The organism is Psychrobacter sp. JB193 (assembly GCF_002285555.1).
Lineage (GTDB): Bacteria > Pseudomonadota > Gammaproteobacteria > Pseudomonadales > Moraxellaceae > Psychrobacter > Psychrobacter alimentarius.
Map to the genome: position 1 here is coordinate 387,549 of NZ_NRGY01000001.1, position 16,691 is coordinate 404,239.

The window sequence follows — 16,691 nt, forward strand, 5'->3', positions numbered from 1 at the left end:
GCTTTCATATTTTGGCTCACATCTACGCTCTTCTCATTTTGGTCTAATATTATGCGCAAACCCAAACTTTCAAATCTCAAACATGCTCAAGTATTAACCCCTGCCAAAGACTTGGCGACCTTGGAAGCCGAATTGGCAGAGCAAGAAGACCATCTAGAAAATACAGTATTGCGGTTAAGTGACTATTTGACCGCTGTTGACATGGTTATCAAACAAACCTTTGACCACCGTGTCTGGGTAAAAGCAGAGATTCGCAATCTGTCGAGTAAAGGCGGTCATTATTATTTTGAATTAGCAGAAAAAGATGACGATGGCAAAGTCGTAGCCAGCTGCCGTGGCAATCTGTGGCGCTTTAAAGCGGCGCGTGTTTTGGCCAAGTTTGAGCGGGCGACGGGTATGCCACTTGATCGCGATTTGACTGTTTTGCTTAAAGTCGCAGCTGGCTTTCATGCCCAATATGGCTTCTCACTCACAATCGAAGACATTGATCCTAGCTATACATTAGGCGATTTGGCACGTCAATATGCCCAGATGGTTGATCGCTTAACAGGTGAAGGGTTACTGACCCTCAATCAGCAACTCCCTACTCCCTTTGATATCGAACACGTGCTGGTCATCGCGCCTGAAAAAGCCGCTGGATTAGGAGATTTTCAAGCGGACGCCGATCGCTTAGCCGAGGCAGGCGCTTGTCATTTTCACTACCATCACGCGACCTTTCAAGGCAATCATGCCCCTGCTGAAATACGCCAAGCCATCGTCAGTGCCCAGCAGCAATTTCAAGACACGTACGGACGCTTGCCTGATTTGTTAGTCATTATTCGTGGTGGCGGTGCGGTCGGTGATTTGGCGTATTTGAATGATTATGAGCTTGCCGCTTTGGTGGCTGAGCAGCCAGTTCCTGTCTGGGTAGGGATTGGTCATGAACGCGACAAAGTCATCTTAGATGAAGTTGCTCATACAAGCTTTGATACGCCCTCAAAAGTCATCGCTGCCATTAGCAGCCACCTAGCACAGTTGATCACTCAGACGCTGCAATATCAAGCACAGATCAAACAAGCTGCCCAGCGTCAACTCAATATGGCGGAACAGCGAGCAGAGCGTCAATTAAGCCAAATACAAACGCAAACCACAGGGCAACTAACTGCTCTACAAAAAGACAGTGACTATGCGTGGCGCAGCATTCAGCAAAGTGCTCAGCGCCAAGTAAAACAAGCGGCAAGACAAACTGCTGAATTAAATACCCAGATTCAAGCCGCGGCTTACCAGCAGTTATCCATTGCTTCTACTTACAGTAACAATCAGCACAAGGCCATCATGCACCGTACTCAGCAGCAGCTGATACAAGCGCAGCGAGACAGCGAGCATCTGCGGGACATTGTGCTACTACATCGCCCTTCCCGCATACTTAAGCAAGGCTACACCTTACTTACAGATGAAAAAGACAAACAGATACTCACCAGTCGTACTCAGCTTCATACTGAACAAATGGTACACATTGTCTTGAAGGATGGCAAAGCAAAAGCACAGATCATGGATGTAAAAGCTACATAAAAAGCTGATTACCAAATATCACTAAAAATAATGACTTTGCGATATTTAGAGTCAGTTTTTTTACTTAATACTAATTACTTAACCTTAATTTTGAACATCAGGACAGATTATGACTACCCCTACTCGCAAACGCAAAAAAGCCGCCCCAAAAACCTTTAAGGCGGCTTATGATATTTTAAAAACCAATGCCACTGAGTTACAGCAACAGGACGAGCCTGATATTGACAATCTAATGACCACCGTCGAAGAATCTATTGCCGCTTATCGCGTTTGTGAGACGCGTATCAATGCAGTACAGCAAGCCTTGGACGCCGCGTTCGCTGAAGAAAACAAGACAAACAATAGCGATAGTTAAGCACGCTATTCTAGTTCATCAACCTCAAAAACTTGGCGCAAATAGGCAAGATACGTATCATTATTGATCATGGTCTTGCCAGGGCTGTCAGACAGCTTGGCAACTGGCTGCCCGTTGCATTCAACCAGCTTAAGAACGATATTAATCGGCGTGATACCCATATCATTGGTCAGATTGGTGCCGATACCGAAACTGGTCTTGATACGACCTTGGAAGTATTGATGCAGCTCCCATGCCTTTTCAAGGTTTAGACCATCACTAAAGGTGAGAATCTTGGTTTTGGGATCTATTTTTAGTTTTTCGTAATGAGCAATGGCTTTATCACCCCAAATATAGGGATCGCCACTATCATGACGCAGCCCATCAAAAAGTTTGGCAAAATACAAATCAAAATCTCGTAAAAATGCGTCCATTCCAACGACATCCGTCAGTGCAATGCCCAAATCACCTCGATATTCATGTACCCACGCTTCGAGTGCCGCTTTTTGTGAATCACGCAAACGTACATCTAGTGCCTGAAACGCCTGCATAAACTCATGCGCCATCGTACCGATTGGTGTCATACCGAGCTGTTTTGCTAAATAGACATTAGAAGTACCGCCAACTATCTTCGGTTCAGCTTTGTGTATTGTTTCAACCACATGCGCTTGCCACGCTTTACTGAACCGTCTACGAGTACCAAAATCAGCAACGATGAATGGTGGTCTGCTACGATCCCCTTTGGCTTGTTCTGCTGCATAATGATGTAGCAATTCAACTTTTTCATTCAGCCTACGCTGACCTTCTTCAATCACATGCTCATCTGATAAAGCACTGAAATAGAGCTCATTGACAATAGCCAGTACAAAGACTTCAAAAAACATGGCCTGAATCATCGGGCCTTCAATATCGATAAACAAACGACCTTCGCTGTCTGTACTGACCGTGATAAATCGGCGCTTAAGTTTAAATAATTCAAGATAGTCCACGAAGTCTGAGCGCATAAAACGTAGGCTGCGCAAATACTCCAATTCATCTTCTAAAAAGCGCAACTCACATAAACTGTCTAACTGTTTTTCAAGCTGCTCTTTGATATCAGCCAATGGATAGAGCGCTTCTTTATTATTGCGGCAACGAAAACGATAGACACCATGCGTTTGTGGGAATTGATGCAGCATGGCTTGTAGCATGGTAAATTTATACAAATCATTATCAAGTAACGAAGTAATAATAGGTGTATAGGTAACGGTCATACTATGGCCTTAAAAAACAAAAGCAAGAATAAGAAATAAACGTCACCTGATACTTAAAGCGACATAATAGAACGATGAAAAAAAGCGCACAAACAATCAGCACTCAATAAACCGTTAAGTATAACGAAGTTTGCAGCTTATTTCAGAGTTCACGATTAATCGCAGCAAAATTACTACGCTTGTTTGCTATTTTTACCAACTACCATAAGAAATTTCCCATAAAAAAGACGCTAAGAGAACTCCTAGCGTCTTTTTTATGAATAATACTGTTGCAAAGCTATTATGATTTTACCAGTTTGACCAATGGTGCATAGCCTGATTGGGGCATCACATTGACGGGAATAAATTGCAATGCACCACCATTGATGCAATAACGCAAGCCGCCGCGATCTTTTGGACCATCAGGGAATACATGACCAAGATGCGAATCCGCGACTCGAGAGCGAACCTCAGTACGCACCATATTAAATGCTTTATCTTCATGCTGAGTGATTACTTGCATGTCAATCGGCTTAGTGAAACTTGGCCAGCCACAACCGGATTGATATTTATCAGTGGATAAGAAAAGTGGCTCACCGCTTACCACATCGACATAAATCCCAGGCGCAAACAACTCATCATACTCATGACTAAACGCGCGTTCGGTTCCTGCATCTTGAGTAATATCATACTGAGCTTTCGTTAATGTATTCTTCAAAGCGCCTTTATCGAACCCGGCGTAACGCTTAGGATCTAATGCTTCAGCCACTGTATTGGCAGGAGCAAGTTTGGTAGAGGGCGTGCCTGCAGGTTTCTCATCCGCCAAACTCAAATCAACGTGACAATAGCCATTTGGATTTTTTGCCAAATAGTCCTGATGATACGCTTCAGCCAAGTAAAAATTGTCTAATGCTTCGTTTTCGACCACGACTTTTTGTTTGTATTGACTCTGCACTCGCTTGAGAGCCGCATCAATAACCGCTTTATCTTCTTTATCGGTATAATAAACGCCAGAGCGATACTGTACGCCGCGATCATTGCCTTGCTTATTTACGCTAGTTGGGTCAACGACACGGAAGTAATATTTTAAGACCGTATCTAAATCAATTTTATCAGCATCGTAAGTAACTTTAACGGTTTCGGCATGTCCTGATCCGCGAATCACTTGCTCATAGCTTGGATTGGCAGTATTACCGTTTGCATAACCTGAGACGGCATCTACGACACCATCAACCCGCTCCATATAAGCCTCTATACCCCAAAAGCAACCGCCCGCCAGATAGATTGAGCGCGTATTGATCGCTTTGCCTTTGTCATTATAGTAGACCCCATCTTTTTGCTTGATGGTTTCGATCTTGTTGTTATTATCCATTGCTTGCGCGTTGGCAGGTTTGCCATTACCCGCTTTGAGCTCAGCAAAATCATTGTTGGCATTTTCAGCAAGCGCATAGGCTTGCTCTGCCGTTATATTGCCTTTAACCAAATGAACCAAATTACCCTTTTTATCGAGTATGGCCCAGCTTGGATACACCTGCACGCCAAGTTTGTTGATCAGCTCGCCTGAAGGATCGGACAGTACAGGCAGTTTTGGATAGTCTGCTTGAACGCCTGCATACCAAGTACTAAAGTCATTGTCTTCTTTTTCGTTCAAATGACCCGGACTTGCCACAGTAATCACGTTTAGATCAGCGAACTTAGGATCAGTACGCCATTCTTCTGTTTCTGCCAACGTCCCTAAGCAAAGCGGGCACCAACTTGCCCAAAACTTTACCAAGGTTGGTTTATTAGGATCTATCACATCAGCGCCTGTATCGCCCAGACCTTTTGTCAACTGTGGCAACGCTTGTATTTGTTTAAGCATATCGGAGGGCAACATATCACGAGAAGTTTTTGTCGCACTGGTTTGCTTACCAGCGCTACTGCTCGTTTTATTGTCCGCATTGCTCATTTGACCACAAGCAACTAATATGCTTGCACTCAATACGGTCGTCATGCCAAACGTACTAGCATTTTTAAACCAACGAGACGAAGCACGTGGTGAGCCAGAAGCCAATTTATTAGCTTTCTTATGGTCTTTATTTGGAATATGTTTATTTGGCATAATATGTCCCTTCTACGAAGTCTGACGTCCATAGGTTGAGTTAGATGATACCTCATGGTCTTTTTATGCAGTTTGCGAAAAAGAATAGAGTCAATCTTTTACAAAAATGGAGGCCATATATATAAATATAAGCCATCTACGAATGAAAAATATAAGAATGATATGATCACTTGATAGAAAGCTCATATATCATCAGTAGATAATAACTACATGCTTATTCGCATTAGCTTATCTTAACAGTATACATTGACAATGGAATTTACTTTAATAGTAATTAAGAGGTCACTACACTTTTTTAACAACGTAGTAATAGTGGTGATATAGAAAAACCACTACTCTAGAGTAAGCATACTTGTTGTCTTTACATGCTTATATGGAGATAAATTGAGGAAAAGACAAGGTTTTTTACAATCGGTGCTCGATAAGCATGAATATTGTTAAAATCTAATACAAGTATTTTCGCAGTACCGAATGAAAAGGATGAAATGACCACGGTTAGTTTTTAGCATGCATAAACTGTGCGACATAGTCATCGGCTGGATTGAGACGCAGCTCTTGCGGCGTACCCGTCTGTATCAAGCGCCCACCATTTAAGATGCTGATACGTTGACCGACTTTAATCGCTTCGTCAATATCATGAGTGATAAAGACAATCGTTTTATTTAGGCGCTCTTGCAGCGCGAGCAGCTGGTCTTGTAACTGAGCACGAATAAGGGGATCAAGTGCAGAGAACGCTTCATCCATCAGCAAAATCGGATTGTCCGTTGCCAAAGCACGCGCTAAACCAACACGCTGCTGCATACCTCCCGATAGCTCATCAGGATAACTGCGCTCTAAGTTAGACAGCCCCACCTCATTGAGCCAGTGCCGAGCCACGTCATGACGCTCTTTGACACTCATTTTACGCACTCGTAAGCCGTAAGCAACGTTTTGAATCACAGTCATATGCGGTACTAAGCCAAAATGTTGAAAAACCATGCTGACCGTTTGCTGGCGATAGTGTTGCAGCTCTTTATCATTGAACGCCAGTACGTTGACAGCAGAGGTCGAACGTTCAGTTTCTGCTACGTTTGCCGCATCCATCTGCGTTTTTTTTGCACTCGTCATGGGCTGACGATCGTTGACAATGCTTGTTCCGTTTGCAGACACCGTTTCTTTGGTAGCATGATGTGCGTTGATAGAAGTATCTACCCATATCTTGCCACTGGTTGGATCAATCAAGCGATTGATATGACGTATTAAGGTGGATTTACCCGAACCGGATAGTCCCATGATGCAATGTAGCTCGCCTGCTTTGACCGCGAGATTGATATCATAAAGTCCCACTGAGTAGCCTGTTTGCTCTTTTACCTTGCTGCTGTCCATACCCTCTGCCAGTAACGCCAATGCAGACTGTGCTTGCGAGCTAGTGGCGTTATATATCTTACTGATATTTTCGAGCTGGATATGGTTCATCATTGTTCTCGCTGTTGGTATTATTTTATGAGCATTGTTTTTGCAAATGTAACTTAACTTATTGACCTGAACTGTCTTTACCACTGATTAAGTGCCTAACCAACTGGGCGTCTACCGGCTTCGATGGTTTTTTGGCGCGCACGTTTGCCTTGACCGAATGCCTGAGTGATACGGTCAATGATAATTGCTACAATGACAATGGCCGTACCTGCTTGTAAGCCTTGACCAATATTGAGCGTTTGTATCGATTGTAATACATCTTCGCCAAGACCTGGCGCCCCAATCATAGAGGCCAATACCACCATTGCAAGAGACATCATCACTGCTTGGTTAATACCTGCCATAATGCTCGGTAACGCTTGTGGCAATTTTATCCAAATGAGTAATTGTAAATGCGTGCTACCGAATGAGCGCCCTGCCTCTACCATCTCATGGTTCACTTGCGTGATGCCGAGCATGGTCAAACGAATAAGTGGCGGCAGCGCATATATAATGGTGGCAAACAACGCGGGCACTTTACCAATACCAAATAACATTAATACCGGTATCAGATAAACAAAGCTTGGCATCGTCTGCATCACATCCAATATAGGCGTCACAATCCTGCGGAGTAACTGACTGCCAGACATGGCAATACCGATAGGGATACCAATGACCACTGTCACCAATACAGAGACAATTAGAAGCGCCAAGGTATCGATCAATGCGCCCCACAATCCGAATGCGCCAATCAAAAACAGTCCTGCACCGCATGCCAGCGCAAACCAAATTTTACGGACGCCAAACCATGCAAGCACAGTCACCAGCCCAATAATTAACCATGGCGGGATGACAGTCAGCAAACGCTCAATAGGTAGCAATAAATATGTCAATGCCATGTGACTAATCGTGCGAAACACATCACCGTAGTTTTGGACGACATTTGCTAGCGTATTGTTCAGTGGCGTTTCAAGCGACCACGAAGGAAAACTTGAAGACAAACCTAATAGATTACTGTTGGTTGCTGCATTGTCAACACTAGCGGCTCCATCCAGACTAGTACCTAACTTATTCGCAAGATTGGTAGCCGCTTCTTCAGATACCCACTGTCGCCAAACGTTTGGGTTTTCACGTAAAAATACTAATGCTTGCTCTTCGCCGCTACGCTTATTTTCGCTCATCTCCAAAATAGCGCCATTAAGCTCGTCTGAGGTAAACTGTACTTGTTTAAACACCTCTGCCAATTCAGGATTACTTTCGAGGAACGGCGTAGAGACCGCGATGCCGAGAGGTGACACAGGGAACCCAGAGACGCAATCAGCGGTACCATCTACTCGCAATAAATCTTGCCAGCAAGCATCATTGTGAGCAGGAAACGCTAATGGTGCAAAATCATACTTTGCCATCAGCCCTGTGGGCTGCCAATAATAAAATAAGAGTGGTTTATGCTGCTCAAAAGCAGAGGCAATCTCGGCATCAAGTGCCGCACCAGTACCAGGATGGGCATTGTTGAATGTACTGTCTAATCCCGTGTTTTTGAGCAGGCGGGTATTGAAAATCTCACACGTCCAACCAGAAGGACAGTTCATGAAGCGGGATTTACTTGGGTTTTCAGGATCCTTAAATAACTCAGCATATTTGGGCAGATCTTGGTAGCTGCGCAAACCAGGGTTTTCTTCTAGGACATACTTAGGCACATACCAGCCTTGGGTGGCGCCGCCTTTAAGCGTGTCACCGATGACCTCGACTTTATTCTCTTCGATGGCTTGCTCCATAATTGGAGAGCGCCCTACCCACTGTTCACCGATGATTTGGATGTCATCTTGTGACAAGGCAGTCTCAAGCGCAGGGCCTGCGCCTGGCACTTCCTCAATTATACAATCATAGCCATCTTCAGCGATATATTTGAGCACGCCAGAGATGAATTGGCCACTCTCCCACGTAAGTGCCCCAAATTTGATTGGCGACTCACAAGTGGCAGACGCTGATATGGGCAGTAACAGCATGCTCATCCACAGTACACTTAATGCAATCCATTGACGCATGCTCTGTCCTATTTATTATTATTTGTATCAGTAGCAAAATGACTATTAAAGTCACAGTCTTTTGGTCGTGTCTCGCCTGCTCTCACTGTGACTCAAAACCCTCATTACTCATTCATGTTTCTATTACTTATTTATGTAGGTGTTTTTCTACACTGTTTAAGCTTATCGACAAAATGTAGCGATTTATAACGTTGATAATAAATACTTATTCACTGGTTGTTAAGGTCATATTTTGATCTGTAACACTTATAGAACACTCACTATCAACTGTCCTGGCTCGTAAATATAGAATTTTTGGCAAAAAAAATAGCACCGACTTGCGTAGATGCTATTGTGTATGGATCCATGGATTTGATACGGCTATTTTACTATCATCATTTTGATAGTTGCTTGAGAAGCAGTGACTTTAAAAATAGTTATTTTAAAAATAGCGCCATAGCTTTTTTGAATAAACCACCATAAGGAGGCAACAACAGGTTCAAACCATTAAGCTTGGTTTGTACAAAAATAGGCTTCATATGGCTTAAACGCTCAAACCCAGCTTTGCCATGATAAGAACCCGTACCAGAATCTCCAACCCCGCCAAACGGCAAGTCATGCTGAGCCACATGCATAATCACCTCATTAATACATAGACCACCAGACACCGTCTTATTGCGTACTTTTTCTATACCATTTTGGTTATCACCAAAGACATATAGGGCCAAAGGTCGTGGGCGTGAATTGACAAATTGAATGGCATCATCTAGCGTTTCGTAATGAACGAGCGGCAAAATCGGTGCAAAAATCTCTTCTTGCATCATATCGCTATCAGACGAAGGCTCGCTCACAATGATGGGCGGCATCAGGCGCGTTTCAATATTTGCCTCAACCGACGTCAGCGGATGTATCTCAGTACTTGGTAACGCATCTAAATAGCCTTTGACTCGCTTAAACTGAGCACCATTGATGATACGAGAATAATCTGGGTTATGTTCTATGTTGGGATAGTGCTTCGCCATCCATTCTTTTGCTAAGCTGATAAACGTTTCGTGATACTGACGCGGGACCAACACATAATCTGGTGCAATACAGGTTTGACCAGCATTTAAGGTTTTGCCCATCATCACACGATTGACGACCGCCTCCAAATTGGCATCCTCAAAGACAATTACAGGTGACTTACCACCAAGCTCAAGGGTCACTGGCGTTAGATTGGGCGCTGCTGCTGCCATCACTTTTTTGCCAACCGCTGTAGAGCCTGTATAAAGCAGATGGTCAAAAGGCAGCTCACTAAACGCCGCAGCGATATCAACCTCACCCAGCACCACACAAATCATGTCTGATGAAAAATAACGCGCAATCGTATCCGCAAATGTCTGAGCAAATTGCGGCGCAGCTTCACTCATTTTAATCATGATGCGATTGCCTGCGGTGAGCGCATCAATCATGGGTCCTATTGCCAAAAATAGTGGATAATTCCACGGCACCATGATACCGACCACGCCCAATGGCTGTGGCTGAATCTCATTATGAGCAGGTCTATATAACGCTGAAATAGGCGCACGTTGTGCTTTCATCCATTTTTTGCCATGTTTTTTGGCATGGCTGATACCAGTAAAGCTCGGAAATAACTCGGCAAACTGGGTTTCTGATTCACTACGATAGCCAAAATCGGCGCTGATCGCTTTAGCAAAACTTGCTTGATTGTCGCTCAGCATGATTTCTAAATTGTCGAGTTGCGTCTCACGAGTGACCCAATCGTTGATCGGCTGCGTACGACTCAATGTTTTTAAGTGAGAAAATTGCGCGTGCATCTCATCAATTGTTTTGGCGATGCTCGGCACTTCAGGTACGTGGTGCTGCATCAGATCAGTATTGGTCGACGTCTGATCATGGCTGGTGTGGTCGGTACTAATCATTTATCTTCCTTGTTATATATTGGCATTGATAAGCTATATTGGGTAAGAGACGCCCTATTTATAGGGACTATCCAAGTTAAAATACCCTATCAGTGATAACCTCTGAACCTATCAACATTACCGAGATCCCATTCATTATACTTCAATGTAGCGCATCGAATACTCAATGAACAGCACATTAAACTGACTGCTGCGTTTGTGACAAACAAGTATTCACTCAGTATATAAGCCAATGATACTACACTCTTTTGTTCCAATTGTTCTATACGCATTTACAGTATCAAAAATAACCTGATAAGAGATATTTTTGGGCGTTGCTCTTTAAAACTGCTACACTAAATATCGGTAATTCATACTTCTAAATCTGACAATAATAAGACCTTCATTCTCATGCAAAACCCAATACAGCAACTCAATGACACACTGATCAGTAAATCCATCTTAGCAGCTGACTATGTGCCGACGCTCGATGCCATGCTATCACGTACCCTCGCGCGTATCGATTTAAAAAAACAGCAAGGGACGCGTACGCCTGATGAATTATGGATTGTAGACCATAATGATGTGTATACGCTTGGACAAGCAGGTAAAGAAGAGCATATCTTGCAGCGCACTGATACACCAATTATCAAAACCGATCGCGGTGGACAGGTCACTTGGCATGGTCATGGGCAACTGGTTATTTACTGGTTGTTTGATTTGGACAGTTTGAACTGGAGTGTGCGTAATCTGGTTTCTCACGCTGAACAAGCCATCGAAGACGTCATCAATGAATGTTTGGCGTCGTCATCTTCGAACAGTATCAATGATAATAATACTCATATCAGTGCGCATTCTCGCCGTGATGCGCCTGGCGTTTACTTATATGCTGATACATCCAATCAGGCGAACAGTGATGCGTCTATGACTCCCTCTCTCGATGATAAGATTATGTTGGGAAAAATGGCGTCATTAGGCTTTAAAATTAAACATGGCTTTAGTTATCATGGTATTGCAATCAATTTAGATTGTGATTTGTCGGCATTCAATGCGATCAATCCTTGCGGATACGCGGGCATGCAAATGTTGCGTCTATCGGACTTTGTGTCCATGCATCGCGATGCTCAGGGACATGCATGTAACAGCCAAAATAATGAGCAAAATCGCTCTTCATTGAGCTACGATCAAGTCACACAAAAGCTCATTGATAATATTGCTAAGCGTCATGCTGGTCTAATTGAATTACGGGCAATTGCACCAAAATAACTCTTTGAGTCCATTTTTGCATAATATCTTGCACGCTTAGACTTAAGCATTATGAGAAAACTTGAAACAAACTTGTTATAATCGCAAGCGGAACAAAAATAAGGGGCAGCGACCATATTATGTAGATAGTATTATCGCGTTCGCTGATAAACCCTTTTCATTATTCAAACACTTAAAACAAAAGAAAATTGGAGTACTTCATGGCAGATTTTAATAAAATTCTAGATGCAGGCGACGTAGATGGCGGCATCATCAATGTAGTAGTAGAAATCCCAACTGGTAGCAGCCATAAAATTGAGTGGAATCGTGAATTGGCGGTATTTGAGCTTGATCGTATTGACCCACAGATTTTTGCTAAGCCTTGTAACTATGGTTTTATTCCACAAACGCTTGACGAAGATGGCGATGAGCTTGATGCGTTGATTTTGACTGAACAACCTCTACCGACTGGTATCTTCCTAAAAGCCAAAGTCATTGGTGTGATGAAGTTCGTTGATGATGGCGAAGTGGATGACAAAATCGTTGTGGTACCAGCCGACGACCGTGATACTGGTAATGCGTATAACAGCTTAGCTGATCTGCCAAAACAACTGATCAACCAATTAGAGTTCCATTTCAGCCACTATAAAGACCTGAAAAAAGCAGGTACCACTGTGGTTGAATCTTGGGGCGACGTAGAAGAAGCCAAAGAAGTGATTAAAGAATCTATCCAGCGCTGGAAAGATCTATAATCTATCCAAGACTGATATTTATGCTTGTACAGATAAATACGATTCAAATACCGCAGTCATTATCGTGACTGCGGTATTTTTTTGCTTGAACATGACTGATATAAAATGGTTATAATAAAACATTCTCTTTACCCCTATTGCACGCTGCTATAAGGAAAATCATGTTCAATCCTGATCCCAGCTCCAAATCAGCCAGTAAAAAACTGCCAAAAGCGGTTATCATGATGATCGAAAAAAATAACCTAGTCATGGCCATTAAGACATTGGCAGCCGATGAAAACATCAGTATGGATGAGGCCAAGGTACGAATTGATGCCTACGAAACCCAGCTAAAAGTACAGCAGCAGCAAAAACTCAATACCATTGCCAACAAACAAGGCATCTCTAATCACGCTATTAGCTTTGATAGAGAACAAGAACCTGATGAGGATGAAGACCCATTAGTAAAAAATCGTGTCAAAACCACCAAGTCACACCAAGACTTTCAATCATTGCAAACAGGCGTTGACACTCGGCTCAAAGATTTGGGCTATAAAAAACCACTGATACCTTATTGGCTAAAAAGAGTACTGGTCATTGCGGTGATTATGCTGGGTATGTTTTGGATATTATGGCGGGTGTTTGGGTAAGTGGCGTCTGTTAGTTTCTACCAATCTGTTTTAAGTAGTTCCAATATAGCGGTCTACTTTAAGTAGTCTGTTAATTGATTAAGAGGCATGTTTTGAAGGTACCCTTGGGGTATACCTTTACATAACTATCTCTATTCATTATCTCTTCTACCGGCACGATCAATTATTCATCTTTCAGAGAATATTAACATGAGTAATATGCAACGATTGAAATCCACATTGTTAAATAAAAGTAACGATAAATGGTATGAGAACGGACAGCTATACACTGGCATCATCTTTTTTGATAAACCAGATTATCAAATTGAAGCTTATGAAGTTAAAAATGGTGAGATTATCAAACCTTATGTTTCACCTTGTCAGAGGGGGCTATCTTCACCTATCCAAATAGATTCTACAGAGTTCTGTAATGAGATTGATGACATATACGGTTCTCGTGGAATACCACAACTCTATAAGAATAAGCTATATCAAGGTATGTCTTCTACCTTTGTAGAAGGTAGGTGCGACTTAGAGTTATATACTCACGAAGACGGTATATCTGAAAATCGAATAGACTGGAATACTCTTTCGTATGAACCAAAAGAATTCTTATTAAATTATCTCAATGATGGAGTAATGTACTCTTATAACGAACATTCGAATGAAATAAACTTTACTTATCACTGCTCTCTTGTCGAAAAAAATAATGACGAAAAGGTTGGTATAAGATACACCAAACCGTTAGCCACAGTTGGCTATTTTGAAGTCAGTGGTAATGCTTTAATCACAAAGTCTTATATGAACAGCCCTATATCTGTGCCTGACGTGTATAGAGTATTAAATAGCTATAAGAGCTTTGTATTTAGTAAGTCTATACGGCTCGATATAGATAAAAATCTTATAGAGGATCTATTTGATATATGGATAAAAAATAACAGCTTTGAACACGTTGAAAGTATGTCTATTAATGGACTGAATGGTTTAAAGGATTTAGATTTTTTTAAAAACACACAAGCATTTGGAAAATTAAAAGAGATTCGTCTGAATAAGATAACTTCAACCATACAAATAAATCAACTCAAAGAGCATATGTCTCATATTGATATTATTATACTAAATTACTAATTGTTTATTCCTAAGCTCTAGTTCGATGTCTGTATAGCGCACCGATCACGAACATAATATATATGACAAGTACACCATGAAGTACACTGTGACTATTTCAGCGAGTTAAAACTTTGATACCATTAGCCCACAGCCGAAGATTCAAGTCCTCACTAGGGTATCGAACCAGTGAAGGACTGATTGGTTCGGTGTAGATATATCTTAATATAAAAATACCTGTAAGGCATTTAGTTTAGTTGGCTCATATCCTTGTCTATCAGAGTACAGTGGTCAATTTTAAATATTGGATACACATCAATAATAGTCAGTCTTTTAGCGTATAAATCCTGATAATTCAGATATTCTATAATGATCTGATTTTCATATATCATGACCCTCATCGCTCCTTCTTCATATATCTTAAATATTACTGCTTCATCTTGATATACATAAGCAGATATTGAGTTCTGCATATCACTGATAGAAAAAACCATTTTTTTATTTTGTGTATCAATGAATGTGGACTCTAGCAAACCATCATTATCTATATGACTCTCGCATCCAAACATCTCCATAAAATCTACATCTTTAGGATAAAAGAACGACATTTTCTTTCCTATGGTCAAAGTCTGTGGTCAATTAATTTCGTACAATTTAGGATGATAGACTAAAGAATGCTAATTATGTAGCCAATGCTTCGCTACCTGTATGGCAAACGGAATATGTTCCCATAACGGACGTTATATTAAATAGGTTTTGGATAGATTTTGATCAAGATAAGCCACTAAGAGAAAAATGCTACCAAAGCCCTACCCATTCATACTATACGAGCATTAATATAAATAGGTAAGGAATTAAAAAAGGATACCGTCGTATCCTTTTTTTATTATCTAACGGCTAGTAGCAATCCTATTTTAGTGATGCTCACCTGGAAGGATTCTAGCAAAAGCGCGCTGCGCCAAGTTGGGCTTACTGTCAGTTGTCTGCGCCGCTGTCGAGCTTGGAAAGATACGATAGCCGATTGACTGCACACCGACGTTAAATGCTGGCATCAAAGAATAGCTGGCTGAAGCAAACTTACCCATATTACTAGCAATACTGTTGGGCTTATGCACAATGGCTTTTGCGACCATCATTGCCGCTTCATCAGGCATCAACGCTGGCATATAACGATACAATTTGGTTGGTGCAATCATTGGCGTACGTACCAATGGCATAAAAATATTGGTCACTTTAATGTTATCGCCTTTGACTTCGGCCGCCAAACAGCGACTAAATGCATCTAGTGCTGACTTCGATGCAACGTATGCTGCAAAACGAGGGCTGTTTGCCAGTACACCAATGGATGAAATGTTGACAATTTGACCCGTTTGGCGACCAATCATAGTGGGCAAAAAACCAAGAATAATTTTGACAGCACCAAAATAATTAATATCCATGGTGCGCTCAAAATCATGAAAACGATTGACAGACTCATGTACTGAGCGACGGATAGAGCGTCCAGCGTTGTTCACCAATACATCAACATGCTTAAAATCTTCAAGAATCTTTTTACTGGTTCTCTCAATATCATCCATGTCAGTGAGATCGCATGGATAATAGCTGGCCTTGCCACCAAGTGTTTCGATATTTTCTTTAACCGTTTTTAGCTTATCTTCAGTTCGAGCCAGCAAAATCACATGAGCACCGCATTCACTAAGCAAAAAGGCAGTACGCTCACCGATACCGCTTGAGGCACCTGTAATAATAATACTTTTACCTTTAACGGTTTTGGTAATTTTTTTCTTAGAGGGATTAGCCATAAAAAGTCCTTTTTGTTGTCCTGTGCCTATGTATGTTCAATTACAGCATAGCAAAAAAGTATATGATAAAGTGAATAAAACAACCAGCTCAGCCAGTTAATTTGACTATTTTAAACGCGCATAAAGCTATATGAGCGTTTTTTGCGTATTTGGTTTTTGTTCACTATTGATGAGGAGTATCTGCCTTGCTTGAAGACCTTACCTACTATATTGATTTGGTGGCCAAAATCGTCGAGGTTATTGGTGTCTTAATTATGTTTTTTGGTCTATTTCTGGCTTTTTATCGAGGTATTTTTTCAACTCATGGATTTAATCATGATACTTATATCGAAGTTAGGCAAACGGTTGGTAAGTCAATTCTGCTAGGATTAGAGGTACTGATTGCTGCTGACATTATGGCCACTGTTGTCACAGAACCCACTTTGCGCAGTATTCTTGTATTAGGGTTTATCGTACTCATTCGAACGTTTTTGAGTCTGTCTTTACAAGTCGAGCTCGAAGGTCGTTTTCCGTGGCAAAAGGAAAAAACTGTACCCGAAAGCAACTCAGAGGCAAGTCATGCAATCAAACATGACAGCCCTTAATCTTTTCACCAACGGT

Annotated in this window: 14 protein-coding genes; 7 read left to right on the plus strand and 7 right to left on the minus strand. The window is 41.8% G+C overall.

Annotated elements, in window-relative coordinates; translation table 11 throughout:
* The first annotated feature begins 51 nt into the window (after window positions 1–51).
* Window positions 52–1,551 (plus strand): exodeoxyribonuclease VII large subunit, encoded by a 1,500-nt coding sequence (gene xseA / locus CIK80_RS01570; RefSeq protein ID WP_095568594.1) that lies wholly within the window; start codon window positions 52–54, stop codon window positions 1,549–1,551.
* A gap of 109 nt (window positions 1,552–1,660) precedes the next feature.
* A complete protein-coding gene (gene xseB / locus CIK80_RS01575; RefSeq protein ID WP_095568595.1) occupies window positions 1,661–1,906 on the plus strand; it encodes an exodeoxyribonuclease VII small subunit in 246 nt (81 codons plus the stop codon).
* Window positions 1,907–1,911: 5 nt separating this feature from the next.
* Here the strand turns inward: xseB and pncB are convergent, their stop codons facing one another.
* From pncB to CIK80_RS01600, 5 genes are all read right to left on the minus strand, one after another.
* Window positions 1,912–3,138 carry a nicotinate phosphoribosyltransferase gene (gene pncB / locus CIK80_RS01580; RefSeq protein WP_095568596.1) on the minus strand — a complete coding sequence of 409 codons (1,227 nt, stop codon included), beginning with the start codon at window positions 3,136–3,138 and terminating at the stop codon, window positions 1,912–1,914.
* Between the two features lie 280 nt (window positions 3,139–3,418).
* On the minus strand, window positions 3,419–5,218 hold the full coding sequence (gene msrAB, locus CIK80_RS01585) for a bifunctional peptide-methionine (S)-S-oxide reductase MsrA/peptide-methionine (R)-S-oxide reductase MsrB (protein ID WP_095568597.1): 1,800 nt from the start codon (window positions 5,216–5,218) through the stop codon (window positions 3,419–3,421).
* Between the two features lie 495 nt (window positions 5,219–5,713).
* Window positions 5,714–6,673 (minus strand): ATP-binding cassette domain-containing protein, encoded by a 960-nt coding sequence (locus CIK80_RS01590; RefSeq protein ID WP_095568598.1) that lies wholly within the window; start codon window positions 6,671–6,673, stop codon window positions 5,714–5,716.
* A 95-nt stretch (window positions 6,674–6,768) separates the two neighbouring features.
* Window positions 6,769–8,697, minus strand: a complete 1,929-nt coding sequence (locus CIK80_RS01595; protein ID WP_095568599.1) for a glycine betaine ABC transporter substrate-binding protein — start codon at window positions 8,695–8,697, stop codon at window positions 6,769–6,771.
* Window positions 8,698–9,113: 416 nt separating this feature from the next.
* Window positions 9,114–10,544: a coniferyl aldehyde dehydrogenase gene (locus CIK80_RS01600; RefSeq protein WP_095569496.1), complete on the minus strand. Its 1,431-nt coding sequence runs from the start codon at window positions 10,542–10,544 to the stop codon at window positions 9,114–9,116.
* A gap of 444 nt (window positions 10,545–10,988) precedes the next feature.
* On the opposite strand from CIK80_RS01600, the gene lipB reads away from it, so the two are divergent.
* The 4 genes from lipB to CIK80_RS01620 all read left to right on the plus strand — a co-directional run bounded on the left by lipB (window position 10,989) and on the right by CIK80_RS01620 (window position 14,310).
* Window positions 10,989–11,843, plus strand: coding sequence for a lipoyl(octanoyl) transferase LipB (gene lipB / locus CIK80_RS01605; protein WP_095568600.1), 855 nt, complete (start codon window positions 10,989–10,991; stop codon window positions 11,841–11,843).
* A 200-nt stretch (window positions 11,844–12,043) separates the two neighbouring features.
* Window positions 12,044–12,574, plus strand: a complete 531-nt coding sequence (locus CIK80_RS01610) for an inorganic diphosphatase (RefSeq protein ID WP_062844321.1) — start codon at window positions 12,044–12,046, stop codon at window positions 12,572–12,574.
* A gap of 161 nt (window positions 12,575–12,735) precedes the next feature.
* A complete protein-coding gene (locus CIK80_RS01615) occupies window positions 12,736–13,203 on the plus strand; it encodes a hypothetical protein (protein ID WP_095568601.1) in 468 nt (155 codons plus the stop codon).
* Between the two features lie 189 nt (window positions 13,204–13,392).
* Window positions 13,393–14,310: a hypothetical protein gene (locus CIK80_RS01620; protein WP_095568602.1), complete on the plus strand. Its 918-nt coding sequence runs from the start codon at window positions 13,393–13,395 to the stop codon at window positions 14,308–14,310.
* Between the two features lie 227 nt (window positions 14,311–14,537).
* Here the strand turns inward: CIK80_RS01620 and CIK80_RS01625 are convergent, their stop codons facing one another.
* Both CIK80_RS01625 and CIK80_RS01630 read right to left on the minus strand, forming a co-directional pair.
* Window positions 14,538–14,897, minus strand: coding sequence for a hypothetical protein (locus CIK80_RS01625; RefSeq protein WP_095568603.1), 360 nt, complete (start codon window positions 14,895–14,897; stop codon window positions 14,538–14,540).
* Window positions 14,898–15,203: 306 nt separating this feature from the next.
* Window positions 15,204–16,091, minus strand: coding sequence for an SDR family NAD(P)-dependent oxidoreductase (locus CIK80_RS01630; RefSeq protein ID WP_095568604.1), 888 nt, complete (start codon window positions 16,089–16,091; stop codon window positions 15,204–15,206).
* Window positions 16,092–16,276: 185 nt separating this feature from the next.
* Between CIK80_RS01630 and CIK80_RS01635 the strand changes: the two genes are divergently transcribed.
* On the plus strand, window positions 16,277–16,675 hold the full coding sequence (locus CIK80_RS01635; protein ID WP_062844315.1) for a DUF1622 domain-containing protein: 399 nt from the start codon (window positions 16,277–16,279) through the stop codon (window positions 16,673–16,675).
* The last annotated feature ends 16 nt before the right edge of the window (window positions 16,676–16,691 follow it).